Here is a 26,789-nt window from a genome sequence, read left to right as displayed (position 1 = left end):
CAGTCTTATACGAGCGCGCCGACGCAGTAGCGCGTCATCGCTTCGAGCACGCCGGGGTCTTCGCCCACCGCGCCAGCGACCGTGATGGCAATCGCCGGGTGATCGCGGTGCAGCTGCTCGACCAGCAGCGGCAGATCGCGCAGCAGGTGGCCACCCTGGCCCAGGAACACGGGAACGATGGTAATCGCCCCGATCCCGTCAGCGGCCAGCCGCGCCACTTCGGCCGGCAGGCGCGGCTCCATCAATTCAAGAAAGGCCAGGGCGACGTCGACTTCCGGCAGGCGCGCGGCAGTGGCGTCGCGCAGCCGTTCGAACGGCGCCGACCACGAGGCGGCGCGGGCGCCGTGGGCAAACAGGATCAGCGACTTGCGTTCGCTTGTGGTGATTGGTGTCATTAGTGCCTTTCGACCCGCCACAGGGCGCCCAGCGCCAGCAGCAGGTATAACAAACTGGGAGCGATGGCGGTGATCACGGGCGGCCAGGTGGTCAACATGCCAAGGTGCGAAAACAGCGTGTTGACGAGCAAAAAGCTCACGCCCATCATGATGCCGATAAAAATTTTCAGACTGACGCCGCCGCTGCGGCTTTGCAGGTAAGCAAACGGCAGGGCCAGGGTCATCAGCACAAAAATGGCCAGCGGATCAAACAGCTTTTTCCAGAAGGCGATCTTAAAACGGTCGGTTTCCTGCTTGTTGTCGGCCAGGTGGCGCGTGTAGACGGCCAGCTCATTGGCCGACATGCGGTCCGGATCGGCCGACGACACGGCGAGGATTTTCGGCGTCACTTCCGACACCAGTTGCATGCTGGGCAGCTTGCGGGTCGACACCACATTGCTGTCGAGGCCGACAATCCCCTTGCCCATGGCATCGACGGCGGCGGCGTCATCGCGGCGGTTGCCAAACAGCGTCTCGGTGACGTCGAGCAGGCGCCAGGTGTTATTGCCTTCGAAGGTGGCGCTGGCCGCCGTGACGAGCGAGCGCATGCGCATGCGCGTATCGAATTCGTACAGCTTGACGTCGACCAGCTGGCCATCGGGCTTGAACTGGCGCGCATTGAAAAAGCGCGAACCGGTCACCACGCCGGCGCTGGCGTCGGCGTGCACCACATCCTTCGTCCACATACCGGTGCGAAACGCCTGCGACACGGTGGCGCCCTTGGCGCTGAGCTTGAGTTTTTCCGCCAGCGGCGCCGTGCGCGGGGTCACCACTTCGCCAAAAAAGAAGGTCAGCAGCACGAATACCACGCCGATCTTGATGACCATCGCCAGCGCCTGCAGGGTCGACATCGACGAGGCGCGCATGATGGTAAATTCGGAGCTGGCGGCAAACTGCGACATGGCGTAAATGGTGCCGATCAGCGCCGCCACCGGCATCACTTCATAGACGTGGCCGGGCAGCAGCAAGCCGACGTACAAAAAGGCGTGCTGGATCAGGTAGCCGCCCTGGCCGACTGCCGGCAGTTCGGCGGTCAAGTCCATGAAGGCGGTCAGTGCCAGAAAAGCGATCAGCACGAACAACACCGCCTGCAGGATATTGACGGCAAAATAGCGTTGCAGGATTTTCATGCGCGTCCTCCGCCAGCCCGGCCCCGTTTAAAGGCGGCCAGCAATACCAGCGGGTGGTAGCGGTGATTGACATTCAAGCGCCAGGCGAACAGGCCGACCGCCGCCAGCAACACCAGCAGGTGCACCGGCCACCAGCCGGTGGCGAACGGCAGCTTGTCCTGCTTGACGCTCGCTTCGGTGAGCTTGACCAGATTGCTGTAGGTGAAAAAGATCAGCACGGCCAGGATCAGGTTGACGGAGCTGCCGGCGCGCGGATTGACAAAGCCCAGCGGAATGGCCAGCAGCATCAGCAGCACGCACATGACGGGCGAGGCAATGCGCCACAACAGTTCGGCCTGGGTATAGCGGTTTGGCAGCAGCAACAGCGCTGCCGTCGACATGTTGTCGACCGGCTGGTCGGCGCCTAACACCGGCACCTTGGTGGCCACGCGCATGCTGTAGCGGGCAAATTCCATGGTCTGAAAATCGGCCTGACCGGGCGTGCCCTGGTAGCGGCGGCCGTTTTTGAGCACCAGGAACTGGCCGCCCTTGCCATCGGGCTCGATCACGCCCTGCCTGGCCACCACCACCGTGTTGATGCCATTTTCGATGGTGTTGACGAAGACGTTTTGCACCGCATTGTTGCTGGTGGCATCGGCGCCGCCCTCGACAAAAAACACGCGGTTGGTGCCGGCCGATTCGCGGAACTGGCCGGGTGCGACTTTTTTCAAGTCTTCGCGTTTTTCAAAGCGCTGGACGAATTCATTGCTCTTCATCTTGGCCCACGGCGTGGCGACGAAACTGAGCGCGCCGGTCAGCAGCACCAGCGGCAAGCCAAACGACATCACCGGCCAGATCCACCTGGCCAGCGACTGGCCGGACGCGAACCACACCACCATTTCGGAATCGCGGTAACTGCGCGTGACCACGGCCAGCACGCTGATAAACGCGGTCAGGATGATGATGGTGGGCAGGTTGCCAAGCACGGCAAACACGATCAGCGCCACCACGTCGCTCGACGCCACCTTGCCACCGGCGGCGCGGCCGAGGATGGAAATCAGGGTCCAGGTGACGAATATCGAGAACAGCACCGTGAAGGTGGCGCCAGCGGAACTGGCCATTTCCCGTCGAAGGGCGCGTTGAAAAATCATTCGGCAGATATAATCTCAGGTTGAGCAGTGCGCGTCACAAACGAAACGGAGAATCCAATGGACTTTAGCATAAAAGCATACGACACCAAGAACCCCATCCTGTCGGCAAAAACCGGCTGTGTCGCAGTCGCGGTGTACGAAAATAAAAAGCTGTCGGCCGCTGCTGCCGCCCTCGATCAGAGCGGTGACATCAGCGCCGCCATCAAGTCCGGCGATATCACCGGCAAGGCCGGCACCAGCCTGTTGCTGCGCGGCGTAGGCGGCGTGAGCGCCGCCCGTGTGCTGCTGGTGGGAATGGGCGCGTTTGACGCTGTGACTGACAAGGCCTTCACCACGGCCGTCCACGCCACCCTCAAGTGCTTCGGCCAGCTCGGCGCCAGCGACGCCATTATCGCATTTCCACTGACCGAAGTGAAAGGCCGCGACCTGGCCTGGGCGATCCACACCATCGTCATTGGCGCCCACGAAGCGCAGTTCCGCACCGATGGCCAGAAAAGCAAGAAAGACCCGGAGCGCACGGGCGTCAAAAAACTGCTGCTGGCGGTCGACGCCGTCGATGCCAAGGCCAAACTGGCGCTGGCCCAGGCCCAGGCGATCGCCCGCGGCATGGACTTGACCAAAGAGCTGGGCAACCTGTCAGCCAATGTCTGCACCCCCACTTACCTGGCCAACACCGCCAAAAAGCTGGGCAAAGAGTACAAATTCGACGTTGAAGTGCTCGACCGCAAGCAGCTCGAAGCCTTGAAAATGAACAGCTTCCTGTCGGTCACCAATGGCAGCGACGAGCCGCCCAAGTTCATCGTCCTCAAGCACATGGGCGGCAAGAAAAACGATGCCCCGGTGGTCTTGGTCGGCAAAGGCATCACCTTCGACACCGGCGGCATTTCGCTCAAGGCCGGTGCCGGCATGGATGAAATGAAGTACGACATGTGCGGCGCCGCTTCGGTGCTGGGCACTTTCCGTGCGATCGGCGAGATGGGCCTGGACCTGAACGTCGTCGGCATCATCGCCGCCTGCGAAAACATGCCGTCCGGCCGCGCCACCAAGCCGGGCGACATCGTCACCTCGATGGCCGGCCTGACCATCGAAGTGCTCAACACCGACGCCGAAGGCCGCCTGGTGCTGTGCGACGCCCTCGCCTATGCCGAGCGCTTCAACCCGGCTGCCGTAGTCGACATCGCCACCCTGACGGGCGCCTGCATCGTCGCCCTGGGCCACCACAACAGTGGCCTGTTCGCCCGCGACGACGCCGCCTCGAATGGCCTGGTGCAGCAATTGCTCGACGCCGGCAAGCAGGCGGGCGACACCGCCTGGCGCCTGCCGATTGGCGAAGCCTACAACGACCAGCTCAAGTCGAATTTTGCTGACCTGGGCAATATCGGCACCCCGGGCGGCGCCAGCTGCACGGCCGCCGCGTTCCTGGAAAACTTCACCCGCAGCTACGCCTGGGCCCACCTCGATATCGCCGGCACCGCCTGGAAATCGGGCGGCGCCAAGGGTGCCACTGGCCGTCCGGTGCCGCTGCTGTCGACCTTCCTGATCAACCGCGCGTAAATCGCCACGGCAGCATCGGCAACAAAAAAGGGCGGATCCTCGGATCCGCCCTTTTTATTGCGCTCAACTGATCGACTAATAGATCGTGCTGCCCCGCTCTGCTGCTGCCGCCCTGGCGCCGCCGCGCTCGGGCCGCATCAGTATGGTGAGCACGGGGGGATAATCAAAGCCGGCACCGGAGCGGGTGTCGAGCAGATAACCGAAGCCGCTGCTCAACACGATGTTACCGATCAGCTTGACGTCGCCATATTCGGACGGCACCGCTGTCAGCGCGCTGCCCAGGCCAGTGCGGCCGCAATCGACCTGCAAGCTGTCATCGCTTTTGCGTATGTTGATGCGACCGGGGGTGGTGACGAACCAGCGGCCGTGGCGGTTGCTCAGCACGCAGCCAACGCCAGCGACTTCACGGTGCTCGAGCACGGTGCGCACCTCGACTTCCTGAACGCCGGAGTCAATCAGGGTGGCGCAGCCGGCGCAGGCCAATGGGGCCGTGCACAGCAGCAGGGTGCGCATGGTATGCACAAGATGCATCATAGGGTCCGCTCGGTGGTGGCGGTACCGAATGGACCGCCTGTCTTGTTTACGGCAGCGGACCGGCAATCATGAGGCGCCAATCGATTATTGGACGGGAATCGGCTGGTTGCCCGGCACCGGCACGGCGGTGACGCTGTTTTTCGGGCTGCCGTCGACCAGGCGGTCGGAGTAGACCAGGTAAATGAGGGCGTTGCGCTTGGCATCGACCATGCGCACCACCCGCACGTGCTTGAAAAAGATCGAGGCCCGTTCGCTGAACACTTCCTCTTGCCGTGGCACCTTGCCGGTGAAGCTCAGGGCGCCGACCTGGCGGCAGGCGACCGACGACTCGGCCTTGTCTTCCGCCAGGCCGATGGCCCCCTTGATGCCGCCCGTCTTGGCGCGCGACAGGTAGCACGAGACGCCAGCGACCTTCGGGTCATCGAACACTTCGACCACCACCTTGTGATCGGGGCCGATCAGTTTAAAGGCAGTGTCGACCGAGCCGATGGTTTCGGCCAGGGCGGCCGCCATGGTAAAGCTGGCGGCGATGGCGAGGGCGGCAAGAGAAATGCGCATGAGTTTTCCTGTAAATGAATAGGGAGACGGCCAGGCGGGGATGCCGTTGGTGTACGGCGCAATGGGACAGGCGACTTCGCACCAGTCCTCCCTGCGGCGACTGCCCCAGGGAGGGCTGGCGCCGAAGGGTGCCTGTCCCATTTTTGCCTTGCTTATTCTACAGGTTCAAGCGGCGCAAACCGCGGCACCGATGCGCCATCGACGCAGACGGTTTCAAAGAACACGGCAGCAGGACGCACCCAGACGCTGCCGTCGGCAGCGCGATACACCACCACCGGCGACATATCTGCCTCGAGCGTGGCCATGGAGACCAGCTCGTAAAGCCCGCCCTTGTAATGGCGGTAGCGCTGCGGTAAAGCCGGCATCAGATGTCGGCTTTTTGTTCCGCCAGTGCTTTTTGCTTTTTCTTCAGACTCTGGATGACCTTCAAGGCCGCTTCGATGCCGGCAGCATCATCGAGGTCGCTGAAGGCGTCGAGCACTTCATTGAGAACCCGATTGCGCATGGCCGCTTCTTCCGCCTGAATTTCCTTGGCCGGCTTGGCGGGCGGCTTGGGCGCTGCTGCTGCCGCCTTGCCATGGGCCAGTGCCGCTTGCCAGATCACCCAGCGACGCTGGGTCTCGAACACCAGGTATTCCTCGGGCTTGTCTTCACGGCGACGCACAATGTGCCCGTCACGTTGTGCCCATGCCTCGAATGCACTGCGCATTTTTATCCTTTATACGCTCTGATCGCGTTTCATACTACGGAAAATACAACATTTCCCAATAGTATCATCCCTTGGAGAAATTTCAACAGTTTATCGTCGTGCTGTCGTGTTGCTTGTTGTCAGGAGGATAAAACACAGACATCATCAGCTAACTCTTTCGCAGTAGCAATACTACACCGCGCGTTGTGTTGATGCAATATTCGATACCCTGTCAGTAACAATAGGCTACTTTCAACCACTTGTCAGTGGTTTGTTACAATTTGCCACAGATTAAGCCCGGCGGGAACAAAAAGACAATAATTTTTTTTAATCAGCTGTATTTATTCCACGACACGATTATGTCGGCCCCGCCCGGCCATTCCTTCTACCCCAGCATTGAATGTGAGTTCGCCATGCACCTAGCAACTTGGAATGTTAATTCCCTTAAAGTACGCCTGCCCCACTTACTGCAGTGGCTGCAAACCCATCCGGTCGATGTATTGTGTTTACAAGAGACCAAGCTCACCGATGATAAGTTCCCGCTGACTCAAATTAATGATGCCGGTTACCAGGTGGTGTTCAGCGGCCAGAAAACCTATAACGGCGTCGCCATCCTCTCGCGCACCGCGCTCACCGACGTCGTCCGCAACAATCCGCACTTCGACGATCCCCAGCAGCGCCTGCTCGCCGCCACCACCGGCGGCATGCGCATCATCTGCGCCTATGTGCCGAACGGCCAGGCGGTCGACTCCGACAAATATGCCTACAAGCTGTCGTGGCTGGCCGCCCTGCGCGAGTGGCTGGCCGAAGAACTGGTCCGGCATCCGCAGCTGGCCGTGCTGGGCGACTACAACATCGCGCCAGCAGACCGCGATGTCCACGACCCGCTCGAGTGGGCCGGCCAGATCCACTGTTCCGAACGCGAGCGGGCGGCGCTGACGGCGCTCGGCGCGCTCGGACTGCAGGACGCTTTCCGCCTGTTCGAACAAGCGGATAAATCGTTTACCTGGTGGGATTACCGGATGATGGGCTTTCGCCGCAACCGCGGCCTGCGCATCGACCATATCCTGTTATCCGGCGCATTGGCGGCGCGCTGCACCGCCTGCGCCATCGACCGCGAACCGCGCACCTGGGAGCAGCCGTCCGATCACGCGCCGGTCACGGCGACGCTCGATCAACCGCCCGAATCAGCAACTTGACTGAGCTGGCGCCAGGCCGGCCTCGATGCCTGGTCCGCCGGCACCGGTCGTGAAAACAAGTAGCCCTGCGCATACGTGCAGCCGGCCGCCGCCAGCAGGGCAAACTGCTGCTCCGTCTCGACCCCTTCTGCCACCACCGCCAGTTGCAGGCTGTTCGACAGTGCGATGATGGCGCCGACAATGGCGCGGTCCTCGGCACTGGTGGCCAGGTCCTTGACGAAGGCGCGGTCGATCTTGAGCTTCCTGACGGGGAAGCGCTTGAGATAGGCCAGACTCGAATAACCGGTGCCAAAGTCATCGATCGACAGGCGGATGCCCATGGCGTTGATCTGGCCGAGGATCTCGAGGGTCTGTTCGCCGTGCTGCATCAGCGCCGTCTCGGTGATTTCAAATTCGATCAGGCCGGGATCGATGCCGGTGACCTCGAGCGTGCGGCGGATCGAGGCGATCAGGCCACGGTGGATGAACTGGCGCGGCGACAGGTTCACCGCCAGCGGCACAGCGCCCAGGCCAGCGCGCTGCCACGCCATGCTCTGTTCGCAGGCCCGGCGGATCACCCACTCGCCCACCGGCACGATCAAGCCGTTTTCTTCGAGGATGGGGATGAAGCGGTCGGGCAGCACCAGGCCGGTATCGGGACGGCGCCAGCGCAGCAGCACTTCGAGCGAGTGCAGGCGGCGCGTGCCGGTGTCGACGATCGGCTGGTAAAACAGCTCGAACTGTTCGCTGGCCAGCGCCTGTCGCAGGCTGCTCTCGAGGTCGAAGTGCTGGGCCGCCGCCTGGTTCATCTTGTGCGTGAAAAACTGGTAGTTATTCCGTCCGCTGGCCTTGGCGTGATACATGGCGGCGTCGGCGTGACGCATCAGGGTGTCGACGTCGACACCGTCATCTGGATACAGGCCGATGCCGATCGACGGCGTCACATGCAGCAGCCGGCCCTCGAACGGGAACGGCGCGTCGAGCGCCTCGATGATTTTTTCGGCGACGGCGGCCGCTTCGACGCCATCGCGCACCCCGGGTGCCAGCACCACGAACTCGTCGCCGCCCAGGCGCGCCACGGTGTCGCTGGCGCGCACCGCCCGGCACAGGCGGCTGGCCACTTCCTTGAGCAGGTGATCACCAGTCTGGTGGCCGAGCGAATCGTTGATGGTTTTGAAGCGGTCGAGATCAAGGAACATCACCGCCAGCTGGCGTTCGCTGCGGGCGGCGCTGCGCATGGCGCGTTCGAGCCGGTCGGCCAGCAGCGCGCGGTTGGGCAGTCCGGTCAGGCTGTCGTGATAGGCCATATGGTGCACGCGCGCTTCGGCCTGGCGGCGCTCGGCAATCTCCGCCTGCAGCAAGGCATTGGCGCCAGCCAGTTCGGCGGTGCGCTCCTGTACCCGCAGCTCGAGGCCGTCGCGCGCGCGGCGCACGGCGTCGGCCGCCTGGCGGCGCGCGGTGACGTCATCGATGAGCCATACCGAGCGCTCGTGCGGGCGCGCCAGGTCGAACGGCCGCCCTGACAGGCGCGCCCAGAACAGCGAACCGTCCTGCCGCGCCAGTTCGATTTCGCAGGTGCTGACCCGGCCTTTGGCAAAATCGCGGCCGGTGTCGATGCGCGCGCGCTGCCACGCCGCCGCATTCGGGTACAGCGCGCGCACCGGCAGGCCAGCCATGGCGCCGGCGCCATAGCCAAACAGTTCCTCCATCTTGGCGTTGCTGCGCAGGTTGCAGCCGTGTTCGACCACCGCGATGCCCAGCACCGCATTGTCGAGAATCGCCTGGTTCTCCAGCAGCGTGTTGCGCAACGCCTCTTCGGCGTGCTTCTGGTCGGTGCGGTCCTCGATGATCCAGATGGTGCCGGCGGCCGGCTCGGCCGGGTTGACGACATAGCCGATCAACTGCGCCCACAGGGTACTGCCATCCTTGCGCTGCATGCGCACGTCGGTCTGGTACGGCCGCGCGGCCGACAGCAGCGGCCAGGCGCCGGCGCCGACCGCATCGTAGATGTCGTCGCTGGGATAGAGCGCGCGGCCGGGCAGGCCCAGGGCCTCGTCGTCGCGGTAGCCGAACATCTCGGCAAAACCGCGGTTGTAGCGGGTGATCAGGCGATTTTTGGTAAACAGTATGCTCACCGAGGCGTTCGTCATGATGGCCTGCACTTCGACCAGGTTCTGCCGGCTGTCGGTGACGTCTTCCAGGATCCAGATGGTGCCTTCGCCGCTACGCTCGAGGTCGAGCGCCTTGGCACGCACGCGGCACCACAGCACGCCGCCATCGCGCCGCACGAACTGGTGCTCGTCGCATTCGAAAGGAGCGCCGCTGGCGAGCACGGGGCCGGCAATGGCGCCGAATGCGCGGTAGTCATCGGCACTGACGAACAGCATGGCCGCCGCCTGGCCCAGCAGTTGATCCTGACTGTAGCCGAACATCTGGGCGAAACGGGGATTACACGACATCACCGCGCCCGCCTTGGAAAACAGGATGCCGACCGAGGCGTTGTCGAGGATGGCCTTCTGTTCGAGCAGGGTCTGGCGCAACGCCGCCTGGCTGCGTTCAAAGTGGCTGATGTCGGTCACGACGATGGTGCAGCCGGGCCCGCCGGTGGCGAGCGGCTTGGCACGCAGGTGCACCGCCACTTGCTCGCCACCAGCGCGCATCAACGCATCCCAGTGGTGCGGCGCCGTTAGCGCCTCGCGCAGCAGGGCAGCACTGTCGACGTCGCCAGCGACAAAAAAATCGTGCAGCGCGCGGCCAATGACGGCGCCGCCCAGCAGCAACGCCAGTTCGGCGTTGGCTGCACTGATGCGTCCATTGCCATCGCAGGCGCAGGCCGGCGCGCCGATCAGCGCCAACGCTGTTTCCAGCACCGTGCTGTGAGGTGGGGTTCGATCCATGTCTCTTGTCCGGCAGCTTGCAGGGGCCGCTCTTGGCTTGATCATAGACTGATGCGCGCCGCGATGCCAGCGAAAGCTGGACTGCAGCGGGGCAGTGAAGATAGTCCCATACATGAGAAGCGGCGCCAACGGGCGCCGCTTTTTATCGTCGTGCTGCAAAAATCACGGCAGATCAGGGACCAGCCGCGCCGCCCGGGACGCGCACCCATCCCTCCATCAGCACGCGTGCACTGCGGCTCATGATGGCCTTGTTGACCCGCCAGATCCCCCCTTCAACGACCGCTTCGGCCCCCACCCGCAGAGTGCCCGATGGATGACCAAAGCGCACCGCCGTGCGGGCACCGCCGCCGGCGGCCAGGTTGACCAGGGTGCCCGGAATGGCGGCGGCGGTGCCGATTGCCACGGCCGCCGTGCCCATCATGGCATGGTGCAGCTTGCCCATCGATAGGGCGCGCACCAGCAAATCGATGTCGCCGGCGGCGATCTGCTTGCCGCTCGACGCCGTGTAAGCGGCCGGCGGCGCCACGAAGGCGACTTTCGGCGTGTGCTGGCGGCGCGCCGCTTCATCGATATGCTTGATCAGGCCCATGCGCAGGGCACCGTAGGCGCGGATGGTTTCAAAGCGCGCCAGCGCCTTCGCATCGCCATTGATGGCGTCCTGCAGCTCGCTGCCGCTGTAGCCGATGTCGGCGGCGTTGACGAATATGGTGGGGATGCCAGCATTGATCATCGTTGCACTGAAAGTGCCGACACCGGGCACCTCAAGCTGATCGACCAGATTCCCGGTCGGGAACATGTTAGCCGGGCCGTCGGCCTCACTGCCCTCCTCGTCCGCTGCCGGATCGAGGAATTCGAGCTGCACTTCAGCGGCGGCGAAGGTGACGCCGTCGAGCTCAAAGTCGCCCGTCTCCTGCACCTGGCCGGCCGTCATCGGTACATGGGCGATGATGGTCTTGCCGATGTTGGCTTGCCAGATGCGGATGGTGGCGACGCCGTCGCGCGGCAGGCGGGCGCCATCGATCATGCCGGCGCTGATGGCAAACGGTCCCACCGCTGCCGACAGGTTACCGCAATTACCGCTCCAGTCCACAAACGGGGCGTCGATCGCCACCTGGCCGAACAGGTAGTCGACGTCATGCCCGGGCTGGGTCGACGGCGCCACGATCACTGTCTTGCTGGTGCTGGAGGTGGCAGCGCCCATGCCATCGATCTGCTTGGCGTAGGGATCAGGGCTGCCGATCACCCGCAGCAGCAGGGCGTCGCGCGCCGCTCCTGCTACCTGCGCGGCGACGGGCAAATCGGCCAGTTTGAAAAACACGCCCTTGCTGGTGCCGCCACGCATATAGGTGGCGGCAATCTTGATTTGGGGAGCGTATGCCATTGTCAGATCCCTTTGGTCGATTCGAGGAAGTCCTGGGCAAAGCGCTGCAGCACGCCGCCCGCCTCATAAATCGACACTTCTTCGGCGGTGTCGAGGCGGCAGGTGACCGGCACCTGTTCGACGTCGCCGTTGCGCCGCGTGATGGTCAAAATCAGCTCGGCGCGGGGCAGCCGCTCGCCCGTCACATCGTAGGTCTCGCTGCCATCCAAGCCGAGCGTCTTGCGGTTCACGCCCACCTTAAATTCCAGTGGCAGCACGCCCATGCCAACCAGGTTGGTGCGGTGAATCCGTTCGAAGCCTTCGGCGACGATGGCCTCGACGCCGGCCAGGCGCACGCCCTTGGCTGCCCAGTCGCGCGAGGAACCCTGGCCATAATCGGCGCCAGCGACGATGATCAACGGCTGCTTGCGCTGCATGTAGGTTTCGATGGCTTCCCACATGCGGGTGACCACGCCCTCGGGTTCGACCCGGGTCAGCGAGCCGGCCTTGACCTTGCCGTCTTCGATCACCATCTCGTTTTTCAGGGTCGGGTTGGCAAAGGTGGCGCGCTGCGCCGTCAGGTGGTCGCCGCGGTGGGTGGCATACGAATTGAAATCTTCTTCCGGCAAACCCATCTTCGCCAGGTAGTCACCGGCGGCCGAATCGCGCATGATGGCGTTCGATGGCGACAGGTGGTCGGTGGTGATGTTGTCACCCAACAGCGCCAGCGCACGCATGCCGTGCAGCGTGCGCTCACCTGCCAGCGCGCCTTCCCAGTACGGCGGGCGACGGATGTAGGTGGTTTGCGGACGCCAGTCGTACAACGGGCTGACCTTGATGCCATCGTCAGGCTGCCTGGCAAACATCGGGATATACACCTTGCGGAACTGTTCCGGCTTGACGCTGGCGGCGACGATGGCATCGATCTCCTCGTCAGCCGGCCAGATGTCAGCCAGGCGGATGGCGCGGCCATCGGCGGCGAATCCCAGCACATCTTTTTCGATATCGAAGCGGATGGTACCGGCAATCGCATACGCCACCACCAGCGGCGGCGACGCCAGAAACGCCTGTTTGGCGTACGGGTGGATGCGACCGTCGAAATTGCGGTTGCCCGACAGGACTGCGGTGGCATACAGGTCGCGCGCGATGATCTCTTGCTCGATGACGGGATCGAGTGCTCCGGACATGCCGTTGCAGGTGGTGCAGGCAAAGCCGACGACGCCAAAGCCGAGCGTTTCGAGCTCCGTCATCAAGCCCGCTTCTTCAAGGTACAGGGCGACGGTTTTCGAGCCCGGTGCCAGCGACGACTTCACCCACGGTTTGCGTAACAGGCCGAGACGGTTGGCGTTGCGGGCAATCAGGCCGGCGGCGATCATGTTGCGGGGATTGTTTGTGTTGGTGCAGCTGGTGATCGCGGCGATGATGACGGCGCCATCGGGCATCTTGCCCGCTTCGTTTTCGACGATACCGGAAATGCCGCGCGCGGCCAGTTCCGAGGTCGGCACCCGCTTGTGCGGATTGGACGGTCCGGCGATATTGCGCACCACCGTCGACAGGTCAAAACTGATCACCCGTTCATAGACCGCATTGCTCATGCTGTCGGCCCACAGGCCGGTGGTGCGGGCATACAGCTCGACGAGCTTGACGGCATCGTCTTCGCGGCCAGTTAATTTGAGGTACTTGATGGTCTGTTCGTCGATATAAAACATCGCCGCCGTCGAGCCAAATTCGGGCGCCATATTCGAGATGGTGGCGCGGTCGCCCAGCGTCAGGCTGGCTGCACCGGGGCCGAAAAATTCAAGATACGACGACACCACTTTCGCGTTGCGCAGAAACTCGGTGAGCGCCAGCACGATGTCGGTGGCGGTGATGCCGGGCGCCGCGCGCCCGGTCAGCTCGACGCCGATAATGTCGGGCAAGCGCATCCACGAGGCCCGCCCCAGCATCACGCTTTCCGCTTCCAGGCCGCCGACACCGATGGCGATGACGCCGAGGGCGTCGACCATCGGCGTGTGCGAATCGGTGCCGACCAGGGTATCCGGATAGGCGACGCCATCGCCGACCTGGATCACGGGGCTCATGCGCTCGAGGTTAATCTGGTGCAGGATGCCGTTCCCTGGCGGGATGACGTCGACATTTTTGAAGGCCTTCTTGGTCCACTCGATGAAATCGAAACGGTCTTCGTTGCGGCGGTCTTCGATGGCGCGGTTCTTGGCGAAGGCGTCGGGGTCAAACCCGCCGCATTCGACCGCCAGCGAATGGTCGACCACGAGCTGGGTCGGCACCACCGGGTTGACCAGGGTGGGATCGCCTCCCTGGGCGGCGATGGCGTCACGCAGGCCCGCCAGGTCGACCAGCGCGGTCTGACCGAGAATGTCATGGCAGACCACGCGCGCCGGGAACCACGGAAAATCGAGGTCGCGGCGGCGCTCGACCAGCTGGCGCAGCGAAGCGACCAGGGTGTCGGGATCGCAGCGGCGCACCAGGTTTTCCGCCAGCACGCGCGAGGTGTAGGGCAGCCTGTCGTAGGCGCCCGCTTCGATGGCGTCGACCGCTGCGCGGGCGTCAAAATAATCGAGCGCGGTGCCGGGCAGCGCTTTCCGATGGGTCGTATTCATCATGGGATGGTTCACGGGTTGTGTCACCTTATTTGCGCTCGGCCAGCGGCGTGAACGTCAAGTCTTCAGGACCGACGTAGTTGGCGCTTGGGCGAATGATTTTGTTATCGATGCGCTGCTCGATCACGTGGGCCGACCAGCCCGAGGTGCGTGCGATGACGAACAGCGGCGTGAACATGGCCGTCGGCACGCCCATCATGTGGTACGACACGGCCGAGAACCAGTCCAGATTCGGGAACATTTTTTTGACGTCCCACATCACCGTTTCGAGCCGCTCGGCGATGTCGAACATCTTGGTGGAGCCGGCTTCAATCGACAGCTGGCGCGCCACTTCCTTGATCACCACGTTGCGCGGGTCAGACACGGTGTACACAGGGTGACCGAAACCGATCACCACTTCCTTGTTCTCGACGCGGCGGCGGATGTCGGCTTCGGCTTCGTCGGGGTTTTCGTAGCGTTCCTGGATCTCCAGCGCCACTTCGTTGGCGCCGCCGTGTTTCGGGCCGCGCAGCGCACCGATGGCGCCGGTGAGCGCCGAATGGATGTCCGAGCCAGTGCCGGCAATGACGCGGGCGGTAAACGTGGAAGCGTTAAATTCGTGTTCGGCGTACAGGATCAGCGAGGTGTGCATCGCCTTGACCCAGGCGGCCGATGGCTTGTTACCGTGCAGCAGATGGAGAAAGTGGCCGCCGATCGAATCGTCGTCGGTCTCGACTTCGATGCGCTTGCCGTTATGGCTGAAATGGTACCAGTACAGCAGCATCGAGCCGAACGAGGCCATCAGGCGGTCGGCGATGTCGCGCGCGCCCGGCACATTGTGATCGTCCTTTTCCGGCAGCGTGCAGCCGAGCACCGAGCAGCCGGTGCGCATCACATCCATCGGATGGGCCGCCGCCGGCAGCGCTTCGAGCGCCGACTTGACCGCCTGCGGCAAGCCGCGCAGGCTTTTCAGCTTGGTTTTATAGGCGTGCAGTTCGGCGCCGTTCGGCAGTTTGCCGTGCACCAGCAGGTAAGCGATTTCTTCGAATTCGCTGCTGGTGGCGACGTCGAGGATGTCGTAGCCGCGATAGTGCAAGTCATTGCCGGTCTTGCCGACCGAGCACAGCGCCGTGTTACCGGCAGCGACGCCGGACAGGGCGACAGATTTTTTTGGCTTGAAGGCGACTGGCTCTTTTGCTGCGGTGGTATCGGTCATGCTGGTCTGCTCCAGTGAGGTGGTATGGTGCGGCGCTTCTATGTAAATCGTTTATATTATTTCTCTTTGCCCTGGGCGAACAGCGCATCGAGCTTCTGTTCGTATTCGTGGTAGCCGAGGTAGTCGTACAGGTCGGCGCGGCTCTGCATGGTCGGCACCACGCTTTTCTGGGTGCCTTCGGCGCGCAGGGTGGTGTAGAAATTGAGGGCGGCGGCGTTCATGGCGCGATAGGCGCCGCAGCAGTACAGGGCGATATCGACATCATGCGCGCGCAGCTCGTCGAGCGTGAACAGGGGGGTGGCGCCAAATTCGGTGAGGTTGGCGAGGATCGGGACCTTGACGGCGGCGCGCACCTGGCGGTACTGCTCGAGCTGGTTGATCGCCTCCGGGAAGATCATGTCGGCGCCCGCTTCGGCGTAGGCGCAGGCGCGGTCGATGGCGGCGTTGAGCCCTTCGACGGCGAGGGCGTCGGTACGCGCCATGATGACGAAACTCTCATCGTGGCGGGCGTCGACGGCAGCCTTGATGCGGTCGACCATTTCGCCCGTGCTGACCACTTCCTTGCCAGGACGGTGGCCGCAACGCTTGGCCGAGACCTGGTCTTCCATGTGGACGGCGGCGACGTCGGCGCGGATCATGTGGCGGATGGTGCGGGCGATATTGAAGGCGCCGCCCCAGCCGGTGTCGATATCGACCAGCAGCGGCAGGCCGCAGCTATCGGTGATGCGCTGGGCATCGGTGATGACGTCATCGAGGGTGCTGATGCCGAGGTCGGGAAAGCCGAGCGAATTGGCGGCGACGCCGCCACCCGACAGATAAATCGCCTTGTAGCCGGAACGCTCGGCCATGCGGGCGGTGTAGGCGGTGATGGTGCCAACGACTTGCAGCGGCGATTCTTCCAGCACGGCACGGCGAAACAGCGCGCCTCGTGATTCTCTCATCGGTATTCTCCAAAAATGCTACGTGAACAGGCTATGCAGAAGCCATTGCAAGTGGCGTGCCATGCAATCTGGCGGCAACATCACCCCGGTCACTGGCGAAAACCTGTTTAAAATCAAACACCAAGGCGAGAGGGGCACGGCGCTTGCCGGCGCCGCGTGTTGCAGATAGCGTTTCATGGTGCAGCCAATTTGAAACATGAAACACCAGTGGCGTAGAATGGCGTCATGTCCTCCCCTGCCCCTGCCACCGAAGACCTCGACCGTCCCGTCATCTGGACGGTGTCGGTATCGCGCCTGGCCGACCTGTTTCGCGACATCACCCTCGAGTACGACCACCTGGCGACGATCGAGCCGATCAATCTCGGCTTCGATGCCGCCGCCCGCCACATCCGCGAGCGCATGGCCAGCGAGCGTTGCGATGTGGTGATCGCCGCCGGCTCGAATGCGGCCTATCTGAAAGGCCGGCTGTCGGCGCCGGTGGTGGTGGCGCGCGCCAGCGGTTACGACATGATGGCGGCGCTGGCGCGGGCGAGAAAAGTGGCCGCGCGCATCGGCGTGATCAGCTACCAGGCGGCGCTGCCGGCGCTGGCCGATTTTTCCGCCACCTTTGGCGCGGCCATCGCCCAGCGTACGTATGTGACCGAACAGGATGCGCGCGACCGCATCCATGAACTCAAGGCCGAAGGCGTCACCGCCATCGTCGGCGCCGGCCTGATTACCGACCTGGCCGAGGAAGCCGGCTTGATCGGCGTCTTCGTCTATTCGGCGGCATCGATCCGCCAGGCGTTTGACGATGCACTTGAACTGGCGCGGCAAACCGCCGCCGACGCGCGCCGCGGCCGCCGCACGGTGGTCACCGATACCCTGCGCGCGCGCCATGGCCTGAACGATTTGAAGGGCGATTCGGCGGCCATGGAACAGCTGCGCCAGGCGGTGGTGCTGTTCGCCAAATCGCCGGCAACGGTACTGATCGAGGGTGAGACGGGCACCGGTAAGGAACTGGCGGCGCAAGCCATGCACCGCGAAGGGCCACGCAGCCTTGGGGCGAATCGTCCTTTTGTCGCCGTCAACTGCGGCGCGCTGGCCGAGTCGCTGCTCGAATCGGAACTGTTCGGCCACGAGGAAGGGGCGTTTACGGGGGCGCGCCGCGGTGGCCATGCGGGGCTGTTCGAAGCGGCCAATCACGGCACCCTGTTTTTGGACGAGATCGGCGAAATGCCGCTGCCCCTGCAAACGCGCCTGCTGCGCGTGCTGGAAGAGCGCGAAGTGGTGCGGGTCGGCGGCACCCGGCCGATCGCGGTAAACGTGCGGGTGATCAGCGCCACCCACTGCGACCTCGAACAGCGCGTGCGCGACGGCCGTTTTCGCGCCGACCTGTATTACCGGCTGGCGGTGCTGCGGCTGGTGCTGCCGCCCCTGCGCGCGCGCGCGCTCGACGTGGCGCCGCTGACCGAGTGGGCGCTCAAGCACGCGCTGGCAGCGCTGGGCGCGCGTCCCCACCCCAATCTGCACGCCGAAGTACAGGCGTGTGCCGGCCTGCTCGAGCACTACGACTGGCCCGGCAATGTTCGCGAACTCAATAATGTGGCGCAGCGCGTGGCCCTGTACCTGGCGGCCGAGCCGCTGCAGGCACTGACCCAGGGCTTTTTGCTGAAGGTGGCGCCGGAGCTGGCGCGCACGGCGGCGGCGCCAGCTCAGCCCGAGTCGATCGAGGCGCTGCTGACCCGTTTTGACGGCCGTCGCGACGAGGCGGCAGCTTATCTCGGCATCAGCCGCACGACCTTGTGGCGGCGGCTGAAGCACCAACAGCGGGACGCGTCGGGGCGCATCGAAAAAAAATAAAGCGCTTCGACTGCATCCAAGCACTGTTGCCGTGGGTAGTACTTGCAGGAGCGGCCATGTGGCGCCGCCTTCCACCTACAAGGAACACACCATGAACCAGACCCGCCTGCCTTCCATGCTCAGCCTCGCCGCCGCCGTGGCAACCGTGGTAACCCTGTCCGCCTGCACCAGCATGGCGCCGCATGCCAGCTTTTCGCAAACCAGCCTGCCCGACACCGTCAAGGTCCCAAGCGGCCACATGGTGGCCATGGAAACCCATGCGACCGGTGAACTGACCTACGAGTGCAAGGACAAGGCGAACATGCCCGGCCAGGTGGAATGGACCTTCGTCGGCCCCAAAGCCACCCTCGCCGACCGCCATGGCAAAGCTGTCGGCACGTATTCCGGCCCGCCGGCGACGTGGCAGGCCACCGACGGTTCCAAGGTCAGCGGCACCCAGGTGGCAGTGGCCCCCTCGGGCCCCGGCAATATCCCGTTCCAGCTGGTCAAAGCCAACCCTGCCGTCAACCCCGGCGCCATGATGGGCATCAGTTACATCCAGCGCGTGGCCCTGCAGGGCGGCGCAGCGCCTGCCACCGGTTGCAGCGCCGACACCCGTGGCCAGCGCACGGTGGTGCCTTACCAGGGTGACTATATTTTTTACAAGGCAGTCTGAGTTCGATCGGCGCCTGGCGTTGGCATGATCTATGTTAGGATTCCCGCGAGAAAATTCACACTTTTTTACGGACTGCCCTTGCCGAATCCTGTCGACGCCTTCGATTATGAAGCAGCCCTGCACGCGTGCGCCAAGGGCGACCAGTCGGCCCTGCGCCGGCTGTACGACCAGGAAGGCGCGCGCCTGCTGGGGGTGGCCCGCCGCATCGTGGTCGACGCCGCGCTCGCCGAAGACATCGTCCACGACGCCTTTATTAAAGTGTGGACGGCAGCGGCCAGCTATGACCCCTTGCGCGGGGCCGCGCGTGGCTGGATCTACACCATTACCCGTCACCTGGCACTCAACGCGGTGCGCGCCAGCCGCCACGAAGTGGCTGTCGACGACGCCACCGCCGCCGCCCTCGATGCACAGGTGTCGATGGAGCGCTGGGCCGACATCAGCGACAGCTTTGCGTTTGCCTCGACACCGGGGCAGATCGGCCGCTGCCTTGCGCAGCTCGAACCGGTGCGCCGCAACTGCCTGTTACACGCCTATATCGATGGCCTGTCGCACAGCGAAATCGCGGTGCGCGTCGATGCCCCCATGGGCACCGTCAAATCGTGGATCAAACGCAGCCTGGCGTCCTTGAAAGTGTGCCTGTCATGAGCAATCCAAGCGACGATGAAGTGTCGGCCGAAGCGGGCGAATACGTGCTGGGCACGCTCGCGCCCGCGGCCAGCGCCGCCATCGAGCGCCGCCTGCGCTCGGAACCGGCGTTGCGTCTGGCGGTGCAACAGTGGCAAGCCGACCTGCTGCCCTTGACGGCACTGGTGGCGCCGGTGACGCCATCGCACGGATTATGGCGGCGCATTGCCCGCAGCGCCAGCGCAGCGCCTGCCGCCGCCACCCTCAGGCAGCCCATGTGGAACAGTCTGGGCCTGTGGCGCATGTTGACCGCCGGCTCGATGCTGGCCACCGCCGTGCTGGCGGTGACGCTGGCGGGACGGCTGGCGACCAGCGATGTCAAACCGCAATACATGGTGGTGCTGGTGGCGCCGCAAGACAAGGCGCCTGGTTACGTGGTGCAGACGGGCGCCTCGCGTCAGCTGAACCTGGTGCCGCTGGCCGCCGCCGCCGTACCGGCCGATAAGTCGCTGCAGTTCTGGACCAAGGCCGACGGCTGGCGCCGGCCGGTATCGCTGGGGCTGGTCAAGCCGGGGCAGACGATCACGATTGCCCTCGATGCATTGCCAAATATCGAGCCGAACCAGTTGTTTGAATTGACGCTGGAGCCGGTCAAGGGTTCGCCGCTCGACAAGCCGACCGGGCCGGTGCAGTTCATCGGACGGGCCGTCAAGGTGATGTAGGTGTTTTTGAAAAAGGCGCTGTCACCGTTAGATATTGAAGAGTTTGCTTTCCACTTTGCGCAGTCGATATCCGGTGACGCGACGATCGCCGTCAATTTTCGACCACCACGCGCGGTTCACGACTTAACGTGGAGAGCGCCTTGAAAAAGGGTACAGGCAGCGCGCGACGCGCGTACCCCTGCCGCGCACGCTTGCGGTGTGCACGCTTGCAATAAAAAAACCCGCCAGACTGACGTTGGCGGGTTTTTTGCGTTACGGCCTGCTTATTCGATCTCGACCGTTTCGGGCGGCGAGGTCGGTGGCGGCAGCGAATCGCCTTCGGGGAACTCGATCAGCACCTCATCCTTCTCGTTGAGGTCGACCACGATCTTGCCGCCGTTGATCAGGCGGCCAAACAACAGCTCGTCGGCCAGCGCCTTGCGGATCATGTCCTGGATCAGGCGTGCCATCGGTCGCGCGCCCATCTGCGGATCAAAACCCTTCTTGCCGAGGAACTTGCGCAGCTTCTCGGTAAAGATCGCTTCGACTTTTTTCTCGTGCAGCTGCTCTTCCAGTTGCATGAGGAACTTGTCGACCACGCGCAGGATGATCTCTTCGTCGAGCGCACGGAAGCTGATGGTGGCATCGATACGGTTACGGAACTCAGGCGTGAACATGCGCTTGATGTCAGCCATTTCATCGCCGGCCGCTTTCGAGTCGGTAAAGCCCATCGAGCGCTTGGTCAAGCTTTCGGCGCCCGCATTGGTGGTCATGATGATGATCACGTTGCGGAAGTCGGCTTTGCGGCCGTTGTTGTCCGTCAGCGTGCCATGGTCCATCACCTGCAGCAGGATGTTGAAAATGTCCGGGTGGGCTTTTTCAATTTCGTCGAGCAGCAGCACCGCATGCGGCTTCTTGGTGATCGCTTCGGTCAGCAGACCGCCCTGGTCGAAACCGACATAACCGGGTGGCGCACCGATCAGGCGCGAGACCGCGTGCCGTTCCATGTATTCCGACATGTCGAAGCGGATCAGCTCGATACCAAGGATAAAAGCCAGTTGCTTGGCCACCTCGGTCTTGCCGACACCGGTCGGACCGGAGAACAGGAATGAGCCGATCGGCTTGTCCTGTTTACCGAGACCGGCGCGCGCCATCTTGATCGCCGACGACAGCGCATCGATGGCCGGATCCTGGCCGAAGACGACGTTGCGCAAATCGCGGTCGATCGTTTGCAGCTTGCTGCGGTCATCCTGGTTGACCGTTTGCGGTGGGATGCGGGCGATCTTGGCGATGATTTCTTCGATTTCCGCCTTGCCGATGGTTTTCTTTTGCTTCGACTTGGGCAGCACGCGCTGGGCTGCGCCTGCTTCGTCGATGACGTCGATGGCCTTGTCCGGCAAATGGCGGTCATTAATGAAGCGCGCTGCCAGTTCGGCTGCGGTAGTCAGGGCCGAGGCCGAATACTTGACACCATGGTGCTCTTCGAAGCGCGATTTCAGGCCACGCAAAATCTGGATGGTTTGTTCGACGGTCGGCTCGTTGACGTCGACCTTCTGAAAGCGCCGCGACAGTGCGTGGTCTTTTTCGAACACACCGCGATACTCGGTGAACGTGGTCGCACCGATGCATTTGAGCTGGCCGTTGGCCAGCGCCGGCTTGAGCAGGTTGGAAGCGTCGAGCGTACCGCCAGAGGCCGAACCGGCACCGATGATGGTGTGGATTTCATCGATGAACAGGATGCCGTTGGGCGTGTCCTTGAGTTGCTTGAGCACGGCCTTCAGGCGCTGTTCAAAGTCACCGCGGTACTTGGTGCCAGCGAGCAGCGCACCCATGTCGAGCGAAAACACGACGGCGTTTTGCAGGATTTCCGGCACATCTTCCTGGGTGATTCTCCAGGCCAGCCCTTCGGCGATGGCGGTCTTGCCCACGCCCGCTTCGCCGACCAGCAGCGGATTGTTCTTGCGACGCCGGCACAGGATCTGGATGACGCGGTCGACTTCTTCCTCGCGGCCGATCAGTGGATCGATCTTGCCTTCGGCGGCCGCCTTGTTCAGGTTGAGCGTGAACTGGTCGAGCGGGCTTTCTTTCGGCTGGCCTTCGACCTGCGCCTCTTCCACGCCTTCCGACGTTTTTGCGGCATCGGCCTGCTGGTCCTTGCGCACGCCGTGCGAAATGAAGTTGACCACGTCCAGACGGGTCACGCCCTGCTGGTGCAGGTAGTACACCGCGTGCGAATCTTTTTCGCCAAAGATGGCCACCAGCACGTTGGCGCCGGTAACTTCTTTCTTGCCGTTCGATGCAGACTGAACGTGCATGATGGCGCGCTGGATCACACGCTGGAAACCCAGCGTGGGCTGCGTGTCGACCTCGCCCGTGCCGGGCACGGTGGGGGTGTTATCGCCAATAAAATTGGTCAGCGTTTTGCGCAAATCGTCGATGTTGACCGCACAGGCGCGCAGGACTTCGGCGGCCGATGGGTTGTCCAGCAGCGCCAGCAGCAAATGCTCAACGGTGATGAATTCATGCCGTGCTTGCCGGGCTTCGACAAACGCCATGTGTAGCGAGACTTCCAGTTCCTGCGCAATCATACTTCCTCCATCACGCACTGCAGGGGATGCCCTGCCTTACGCGCATGCGTTAATACAAACTCCACTTTGGTACACGCGACATCTTTGGAAAACACCCCGCACACGCCTTTGCCATGACGGTGTACGGAAAGCATGATCTGCGTAGCCGTTTCCCGATCCTTGTTGAAGTACTCTTGGATGACGGCCACCACGAATTCCATCGGCGTGTAGTCGTCATTCAATAGTGCCACCTGGTACATCGGCGGAGGTTTGACCACCTGCCGCTCCAGTAATTGCTCGGTATCTTGCTTGGTTGCCATACGCTTTATTCTAATGCTTTCACTCAGGTCGCGCCGCATCAACAGCGGCACTTTTACACATGTTTTCCATCTTACGCGTTTTCCGCCTGTAGCGCAGATGGCGACCCGTTTGGATAAAACAAGAGTTGGATTTATGACGCATGTGGCAAAAAAAACAAGTGCGATTTAAAAGCGCTTGACTTCAATAGTCATTCCGCCAACAATGCAGATATCAGTCCGCGGTAGGTGTGTGGTTGATAAGAAGTGAGCAGGCTGAGGAGGGGGCAAGAAGCTTCTTGCTTGATGGCTCGTGTGATTGGTTTTTTTTGAAAGTTCTTTTTATGGCAACAGGTATAGTTAAATGGTTCAATGATTCCAAAGGCTTTGGTTTCATTACTCCTGATGATGGCGGCGAAGATCTGTTCGCGCACTTTTCCGCAATCAACATGAATGGTTTCAAGACCCTCAAAGAAGGTCAAAAAGTACAATTCGAAGTCACGCAAGGCCCTAAAGGCAAGCAAGCTTCCAACATCCAGAATGCTTAAGCAGCAAGCCGGACTGTAAAAGACCCCGCCCTCAGGTGGGGTTTTTTTTCGCCTGTCGTTGCTGCCTGGCTGCGCGCCGGGGCGGCGATCCGGGCCTGTTTTCGTTAGTGCACAAAAGCGCGCCGCGCAACACTGGCAGTGCTGTCAGGGTGGCCCGGGTCAGCCGCAGTTGCTCAACCGCTGTTGCTCAACCGTCGTTGCTCAGCCGCAGATTCCCCGGCGCCGCCGCCTGCAAGGTGAAGCGTTCGACGATACCGCCCAGGCTGGCAGCCTGCTGGTGCAGGGACGACGCTGCCGCTGCCGCCTGTTCGACCAGCGCTGCATTTTGCTGGGTGACGCCGTCCATCTGGCCGATGGCTTCGTGAATACGATCGATATCGCCTTCCTGCAAGGCGCTGGCGGCGCTGATGTCGCCGATCAGGGCTGACACGCCCGCCACGCTGGCGACGATTTCCTGCATGCGGGCGCCGGCAGCGTCGACCAGCGCGGTGCCAGCGGCCACCCGACCGACTGAGTCGCCGATCAGCTGCTTGATTTCCCGGGCCGCCGCCGCCGAGCGCTGCGCCAGGTTGCGCACCTCGGACGCCACCACGGCAAAACCACGTCCCTGCTCCCCGGCGCGCGCCGCCTCCACGGCAGCATTGAGGGCCAGGATATTGGTTTGAAAGGCGATGCCATCGATCACCGCGATGATGTCGACAATCCGTTTCGACGACTCGTTGATGGACGCCATGGTGTCGACCACCTCGGCCACCACTGCGCCGCCGCGTACCGCTTCGCCGGACGCCGATACCGCCAGCGCGCTGGCGCGGCGCGCATCGGCCCCGCTCTGGCGCACGCGCTCGCTGAGCGTGCCCATGGTGGCGATGGTGCCCTGCAACGACAGCGCCTGTTGCTCGGTGCGGCTGGACAGATCCTGGTTACCCTCGGCGATTTCCTGGGACGCGCCGGCAATCGCACCGACGCCCTGCTGCACCTGGCTGACGGCCGCATGCAGACGGCCGATCATGGTGTCGAGCGCCAGTCCGGCGGGACTGTTGGCGGCGCTGCCATGGCGCAAATCGATGGTGCCGGCGTCGCCAGCCGACATCGCCGCCACCCGCACACCCAGCTCGGCCGCCTGCACCGCTTCGCGCCGCAATAGCACGGCGAGATAACACAGCACTGCCGTTTCGACGATCACATAGGTCGCGTGGATGACCACGCGGCCGAAGCCCGGCTCGCTCAGACAGCGCACGCCATAGCCCAGCTCCTGCAAATAGTTAAAACTGAGGTGGTGCACCGCGATGACGGCGGCGCCCACCACCACCACCAGCGGATCGCGGTAACACAGCAGAAACGCCAGCAGCACGAAAATACCGAAGTGCACTTCGATCATGCCGTCGGCCTGATGAATGTGCAAGGCCGCAAACACCATCAGCGCCGCCGCCACCACCATCGCCGTACTGCGACGCCCACTACGCAAGACGATCAGGGCGCTCGGCAGCGCCGCCGCCGGCAAGCCGACCAGCAGGCACCAGCGCCAGGTGTCATGCAGACTGGCCAGTGCCAGCGACACCGCCAACAGCCCCCACAGTATGTAGAGCATCATGTGATCGGCGGAACGAGCCTGCTTTTGCAGCTCAGATTGTAGTGTATTTGGCATCATTGTAATCGGAAAAAATCGGGGCAAGACGATCGCGGCGCACGGTTTCGACAGCGATAGTTGCCCCAGGGAAGCAGCTTGACAGTATAAGGGGCATGGCCAAAGACATCATTGATCCCGCTAGAATTGGCGATAAAGTTGTAAATGAGCAACGACAAACGGCACCAACAATAAATTATTGACAATATTCAATCAATAAAAAAAGCCCCGGGCAGAATGTGCCCGGGGCTGCGTGGCCGGTCGGCCTGACTTGCGCGCGACGCGCAGCCTTATTTTTGTTTCATCATCTCGATCATCACCTCGCCAAATCCGGAACACGAGACCTGGGTGGCATCCTCCATCAAGCGGGCGAAATCATAGGTCACGCGCTTCGAGGCAATCGCCCTTTGCATCGATGCAATCAACAGATCAGCCGCTTCCAGCCAGCCCATGTGGCGCAACATCATTTCGGCCGACAGGATCATGGAGCCGGGATTGACGTAATCCTTGCCCGCATACTTGGGCGCGGTGCCGTGGGTGGCCTCGAACATGGCGATCGAATCGGACAGATTGGCGCCCGGGGCGATGCCGATGCCGCCGACCTGGGCGGCCAGCGCGTCGGAAATATAGTCGCCATTCAGATTAAGGGTGGCGATCACGCTGTATTCAATCGGGCGCAGCAGGATCTGTTGCAGGAAGGCGTCGGTGATCGAATCCTTGATGACGATATCGCGCCCCGTTTTCGGGTTTTTCAGTTTCATCCACGGTCCGCCGTCGATCAGCTCGGCGCCGAATTCCTTCTGCGCCAGCGCATACGCCCAGTCGCGAAAGCCACCCTCGGTGTACTTCATGATGTTGCCCTTGTGGACAATCGTCACCGAGGGTTTGTCATTGTCGATCGCATACAAAATGGCCTTGCGTACCAGCCGTTCGGTGCCCTCGATCGATACTGGCTTGATGCCAATGCCGGAAGTGTCTGGAAAGCGGATCTTGGTCACGCCCATTTCATTGACGAGGAAATCGATCAGCTTTTTGGCGCCGGCGCTGCCCTCTGCGTATTCAATGCCCGCATAAATGTCTTCCGAGTTTTCGCGGAAGATCACCATATTGGTTTTTTCCGGCTCTTTCATGGGCGAAGGCACGCCGGTGAAATAGCGCACCGGGCGCAGGCAGACGTACAGGTCGAGCTGCTGGCGCAGCGCCACGTTGAGCGAACGGATGCCGCCGCCGACGGGGGTGGTCAGCGGCCCCTTGATGGAGACGATGTAATCCTTGACGGCAGCGAGCGTCTCGTCGGGCAGCCAGACGTCGGGGCCGTAGACGGCCGTGGCTTTCTCTCCGGCAAAAATTTCCATCCAGCTGATCTTGCGCGCGCCCTCGTAAGCGGTGGCGACGGCGGCATCGACCACCTTGATCATCACCGGCGTGATATCGACCCCGGTGCCATCGCCTTCGATATAGGGAATGATGGGATTGTGCGGCACCGTCAGCGAAAAGTCGGCATTGACGGCGATTTTCTGGCCATCGGCCGGAACGGTAATATGTTGGTACATGGGCTCTCCTGCCAGGATCGGTCGTGCGTCGTATAAAAGGGGACGCTGGCGAACACCGTCAGCGGGGCCGGTCTTTCATAAGACATAAGATAAAGTGTTTTGCATTATGCACCAGTCGTTTGCGAGGTGCTATCCTTTTAGCCGCTCCGCTGAAGCGACCGC

Annotated in this window: 23 protein-coding genes; 7 read left to right on the top strand and 16 right to left on the bottom strand. The window is 62.7% G+C overall.

The annotated features are described in order from the left end of the window. Positions 1 to 5 precede the first annotated feature (5 nt). The 3 genes from ACP7BZ_RS06305 to lptF are packed head-to-tail and all read right to left on the bottom strand — an operon-like array spanning position 6 to position 2,664. Positions 6 to 395 (bottom strand): sirohydrochlorin chelatase, encoded by a 390-nt coding sequence (locus tag ACP7BZ_RS06305; RefSeq protein ID WP_426111160.1) that lies wholly within the window; start codon positions 393 to 395, stop codon positions 6 to 8. Then, on the bottom strand, positions 395 to 1,564 hold the full coding sequence (gene lptG, locus ACP7BZ_RS06300) for an LPS export ABC transporter permease LptG (protein WP_426111158.1): 1,170 nt from the start codon (positions 1,562 to 1,564) through the stop codon (positions 395 to 397). The genes ACP7BZ_RS06305 and lptG overlap by 1 nt, the downstream gene beginning before the upstream one ends. Beyond that, entirely contained in the window at positions 1,561 to 2,664 is a 1,104-nt protein-coding gene (lptF, locus tag ACP7BZ_RS06295; RefSeq protein WP_426111156.1) for an LPS export ABC transporter permease LptF, read from the bottom strand. The genes lptG and lptF overlap by 4 nt, the downstream gene beginning before the upstream one ends. 87 nt (positions 2,665 to 2,751) lie before the next feature. Here lptF and ACP7BZ_RS06290 point away from each other — a divergent pair, with 87 nt between their 5' ends. After that, positions 2,752 to 4,248, top strand: a complete 1,497-nt coding sequence (locus ACP7BZ_RS06290; RefSeq protein ID WP_426111154.1) for a leucyl aminopeptidase — start codon at positions 2,752 to 2,754, stop codon at positions 4,246 to 4,248. Between the two features lie 75 nt (positions 4,249 to 4,323). On the opposite strand, the gene ACP7BZ_RS06285 is transcribed toward ACP7BZ_RS06290, so the two are convergent. From ACP7BZ_RS06285 to ACP7BZ_RS06270, 4 genes are all read right to left on the bottom strand, one after another. Continuing rightward, complete coding sequence (locus ACP7BZ_RS06285; RefSeq protein WP_426111152.1) at positions 4,324 to 4,779, bottom strand: hypothetical protein; 456 nt, start codon at positions 4,777 to 4,779, stop codon at positions 4,324 to 4,326. 87 nt (positions 4,780 to 4,866) lie between these two features. Continuing rightward, complete coding sequence (locus tag ACP7BZ_RS06280; RefSeq protein WP_426111150.1) at positions 4,867 to 5,340, bottom strand: CreA family protein; 474 nt, start codon at positions 5,338 to 5,340, stop codon at positions 4,867 to 4,869. Between the two features lie 152 nt (positions 5,341 to 5,492). Continuing rightward, complete coding sequence (locus tag ACP7BZ_RS06275) at positions 5,493 to 5,705, bottom strand: DUF1653 domain-containing protein (RefSeq protein ID WP_426111148.1); 213 nt, start codon at positions 5,703 to 5,705, stop codon at positions 5,493 to 5,495. Beyond that, a complete protein-coding gene (locus tag ACP7BZ_RS06270; RefSeq protein ID WP_426111146.1) occupies positions 5,705 to 6,004 on the bottom strand; it encodes a hypothetical protein in 300 nt (99 codons plus the stop codon). The genes ACP7BZ_RS06275 and ACP7BZ_RS06270 overlap by 1 nt, the downstream gene beginning before the upstream one ends. A 437-nt stretch (positions 6,005 to 6,441) precedes the next feature. On the opposite strand from ACP7BZ_RS06270, the gene xth reads away from it, so the two are divergent. Further along, complete coding sequence (gene xth, locus ACP7BZ_RS06265; protein ID WP_426111144.1) at positions 6,442 to 7,227, top strand: exodeoxyribonuclease III; 786 nt, start codon at positions 6,442 to 6,444, stop codon at positions 7,225 to 7,227. On the opposite strand, the gene ACP7BZ_RS06260 is transcribed toward xth, so the two are convergent. The 5 genes from ACP7BZ_RS06260 to prpB all read right to left on the bottom strand — a co-directional run bounded on the left by ACP7BZ_RS06260 (position 7,203) and on the right by prpB (position 16,217). Further along, complete coding sequence (locus ACP7BZ_RS06260) at positions 7,203 to 10,103, bottom strand: EAL domain-containing protein (RefSeq protein WP_426111142.1); 2,901 nt, start codon at positions 10,101 to 10,103, stop codon at positions 7,203 to 7,205. The genes xth and ACP7BZ_RS06260 overlap by 25 nt on opposite strands. Positions 10,104 to 10,275: 172 nt before the next feature. Next, entirely contained in the window at positions 10,276 to 11,484 is a 1,209-nt protein-coding gene (prpF, locus tag ACP7BZ_RS06255) for a 2-methylaconitate cis-trans isomerase PrpF (protein WP_426111140.1), read from the bottom strand. Positions 11,485 to 11,486: 2 nt separating this feature from the next. Then, entirely contained in the window at positions 11,487 to 14,081 is a 2,595-nt protein-coding gene (gene acnD, locus ACP7BZ_RS06250) for a Fe/S-dependent 2-methylisocitrate dehydratase AcnD (RefSeq protein WP_426111678.1), read from the bottom strand. 28 nt (positions 14,082 to 14,109) lie between these two features. Beyond that, positions 14,110 to 15,276: a bifunctional 2-methylcitrate synthase/citrate synthase gene (gene prpC / locus ACP7BZ_RS06245; protein ID WP_426111138.1), complete on the bottom strand. Its 1,167-nt coding sequence runs from the start codon at positions 15,274 to 15,276 to the stop codon at positions 14,110 to 14,112. A gap of 56 nt (positions 15,277 to 15,332) precedes the next feature. Next, the gene (gene prpB / locus ACP7BZ_RS06240; RefSeq protein WP_426111136.1) at positions 15,333 to 16,217 is read right to left on the bottom strand and encodes a methylisocitrate lyase; all 885 of its coding nucleotides are present in this window, start codon (positions 16,215 to 16,217) and stop codon (positions 15,333 to 15,335) included. A 225-nt stretch (positions 16,218 to 16,442) separates the two neighbouring features. Between prpB and prpR the strand changes: the two genes are divergently transcribed. The 4 genes from prpR to ACP7BZ_RS06220 all read left to right on the top strand — a co-directional run bounded on the left by prpR (position 16,443) and on the right by ACP7BZ_RS06220 (position 20,060). Next, positions 16,443 to 18,059: a propionate catabolism operon regulatory protein PrpR gene (prpR, locus tag ACP7BZ_RS06235; RefSeq protein ID WP_426111134.1), complete on the top strand. Its 1,617-nt coding sequence runs from the start codon at positions 16,443 to 16,445 to the stop codon at positions 18,057 to 18,059. 91 nt (positions 18,060 to 18,150) lie between these two features. Then, positions 18,151 to 18,714, top strand: coding sequence for a DUF3455 domain-containing protein (locus ACP7BZ_RS06230; RefSeq protein WP_426111133.1), 564 nt, complete (start codon positions 18,151 to 18,153; stop codon positions 18,712 to 18,714). A 78-nt stretch (positions 18,715 to 18,792) separates the two neighbouring features. Beyond that, a complete protein-coding gene (locus ACP7BZ_RS06225; RefSeq protein WP_426111131.1) occupies positions 18,793 to 19,359 on the top strand; it encodes a sigma-70 family RNA polymerase sigma factor in 567 nt (188 codons plus the stop codon). Beyond that, positions 19,356 to 20,060: an anti-sigma factor gene (locus ACP7BZ_RS06220; protein ID WP_426111129.1), complete on the top strand. Its 705-nt coding sequence runs from the start codon at positions 19,356 to 19,358 to the stop codon at positions 20,058 to 20,060. Before ACP7BZ_RS06225 ends, ACP7BZ_RS06220 begins: the two co-directional genes overlap by 4 nt. 263 nt (positions 20,061 to 20,323) lie before the next feature. On the opposite strand, the gene clpA is transcribed toward ACP7BZ_RS06220, so the two are convergent. Then, positions 20,324 to 22,627 (bottom strand): ATP-dependent Clp protease ATP-binding subunit ClpA, encoded by a 2,304-nt coding sequence (gene clpA / locus ACP7BZ_RS06215; protein WP_426111127.1) that lies wholly within the window; start codon positions 22,625 to 22,627, stop codon positions 20,324 to 20,326. Continuing rightward, positions 22,624 to 22,926 carry an ATP-dependent Clp protease adapter ClpS gene (gene clpS, locus ACP7BZ_RS06210; RefSeq protein WP_426111125.1) on the bottom strand — a complete coding sequence of 101 codons (303 nt, stop codon included), beginning with the start codon at positions 22,924 to 22,926 and terminating at the stop codon, positions 22,624 to 22,626. Before clpS ends, clpA begins: the two co-directional genes overlap by 4 nt. A 320-nt stretch (positions 22,927 to 23,246) precedes the next feature. On the opposite strand from clpS, the gene ACP7BZ_RS06205 reads away from it, so the two are divergent. Further along, positions 23,247 to 23,450, top strand: a complete 204-nt coding sequence (locus ACP7BZ_RS06205; RefSeq protein WP_426111676.1) for a cold-shock protein — start codon at positions 23,247 to 23,249, stop codon at positions 23,448 to 23,450. A gap of 187 nt (positions 23,451 to 23,637) precedes the next feature. Here ACP7BZ_RS06205 and ACP7BZ_RS06200 read toward each other — a convergent pair whose 3' ends face one another. Both ACP7BZ_RS06200 and icd read right to left on the bottom strand, forming a co-directional pair. Then, the gene (locus ACP7BZ_RS06200) at positions 23,638 to 25,041 is read right to left on the bottom strand and encodes a methyl-accepting chemotaxis protein (protein ID WP_426111123.1); all 1,404 of its coding nucleotides are present in this window, start codon (positions 25,039 to 25,041) and stop codon (positions 23,638 to 23,640) included. 323 nt (positions 25,042 to 25,364) lie between these two features. Continuing rightward, a complete protein-coding gene (gene icd / locus ACP7BZ_RS06195; RefSeq protein WP_426111121.1) occupies positions 25,365 to 26,627 on the bottom strand; it encodes an NADP-dependent isocitrate dehydrogenase in 1,263 nt (420 codons plus the stop codon). Positions 26,628 to 26,789: the final 162 nt, after the last annotated feature.

Origin of the sequence: Massilia sp. PWRC2 (assembly GCF_049896725.1) — a bacterium.
GTDB lineage: Bacteria > Pseudomonadota > Gammaproteobacteria > Burkholderiales > Burkholderiaceae_D > JAFCUW01.
Note: the sequence above shows the minus strand (reverse complement) of the source record. Positions and strands in the feature narration are given on the sequence as shown.

What these genes read in the sequence shown, in the direction of transcription:
- acnD (WP_426111678.1), bottom strand. Translation starts at nt 14,081, where the DNA reads ATGAATACGACCCATCGGAAAGCGCTGCCCGGCACCGCGCTCGATTAT.
- ACP7BZ_RS06290 (WP_426111154.1), top strand. Translation starts at nt 2,752, where the DNA reads ATGGACTTTAGCATAAAAGCATACGACACCAAGAACCCCATCCTGTCG.
- ACP7BZ_RS06200 (WP_426111123.1), bottom strand. Translation starts at nt 25,041, where the DNA reads ATGATGCTCTACATACTGTGGGGGCTGTTGGCGGTGTCGCTGGCACTG.
- ACP7BZ_RS06230 (WP_426111133.1), top strand. Translation starts at nt 18,151, where the DNA reads ATGAACCAGACCCGCCTGCCTTCCATGCTCAGCCTCGCCGCCGCCGTG.
- prpC (WP_426111138.1), bottom strand. Translation starts at nt 15,276, where the DNA reads ATGACCGATACCACCGCAGCAAAAGAGCCAGTCGCCTTCAAGCCAAAA.
- ACP7BZ_RS06205 (WP_426111676.1), top strand. Translation starts at nt 23,247, where the DNA reads ATGGCAACAGGTATAGTTAAATGGTTCAATGATTCCAAAGGCTTTGGT.
- prpR (WP_426111134.1), top strand. Translation starts at nt 16,443, where the DNA reads ATGTCCTCCCCTGCCCCTGCCACCGAAGACCTCGACCGTCCCGTCATC.
- clpS (WP_426111125.1), bottom strand. Translation starts at nt 22,926, where the DNA reads ATGGCAACCAAGCAAGATACCGAGCAATTACTGGAGCGGCAGGTGGTC.
- ACP7BZ_RS06280 (WP_426111150.1), bottom strand. Translation starts at nt 5,340, where the DNA reads ATGCGCATTTCTCTTGCCGCCCTCGCCATCGCCGCCAGCTTTACCATG.
- prpB (WP_426111136.1), bottom strand. Translation starts at nt 16,217, where the DNA reads ATGAGAGAATCACGAGGCGCGCTGTTTCGCCGTGCCGTGCTGGAAGAA.
- xth (WP_426111144.1), top strand. Translation starts at nt 6,442, where the DNA reads ATGCACCTAGCAACTTGGAATGTTAATTCCCTTAAAGTACGCCTGCCC.
- icd (WP_426111121.1), bottom strand. Translation starts at nt 26,627, where the DNA reads ATGTACCAACATATTACCGTTCCGGCCGATGGCCAGAAAATCGCCGTC.
- clpA (WP_426111127.1), bottom strand. Translation starts at nt 22,627, where the DNA reads ATGATTGCGCAGGAACTGGAAGTCTCGCTACACATGGCGTTTGTCGAA.
- lptF (WP_426111156.1), bottom strand. Translation starts at nt 2,664, where the DNA reads ATGGCCAGTTCCGCTGGCGCCACCTTCACGGTGCTGTTCTCGATATTC.
- ACP7BZ_RS06220 (WP_426111129.1), top strand. Translation starts at nt 19,356, where the DNA reads ATGAGCAATCCAAGCGACGATGAAGTGTCGGCCGAAGCGGGCGAATAC.
- ACP7BZ_RS06305 (WP_426111160.1), bottom strand. Translation starts at nt 395, where the DNA reads ATGACACCAATCACCACAAGCGAACGCAAGTCGCTGATCCTGTTTGCC.
- prpF (WP_426111140.1), bottom strand. Translation starts at nt 11,484, where the DNA reads ATGGCATACGCTCCCCAAATCAAGATTGCCGCCACCTATATGCGTGGC.
- ACP7BZ_RS06285 (WP_426111152.1), bottom strand. Translation starts at nt 4,779, where the DNA reads ATGCATCTTGTGCATACCATGCGCACCCTGCTGCTGTGCACGGCCCCA.
- ACP7BZ_RS06260 (WP_426111142.1), bottom strand. Translation starts at nt 10,103, where the DNA reads ATGGATCGAACCCCACCTCACAGCACGGTGCTGGAAACAGCGTTGGCG.
- lptG (WP_426111158.1), bottom strand. Translation starts at nt 1,564, where the DNA reads ATGAAAATCCTGCAACGCTATTTTGCCGTCAATATCCTGCAGGCGGTG.
- ACP7BZ_RS06275 (WP_426111148.1), bottom strand. Translation starts at nt 5,705, where the DNA reads ATGCCGGCTTTACCGCAGCGCTACCGCCATTACAAGGGCGGGCTTTAC.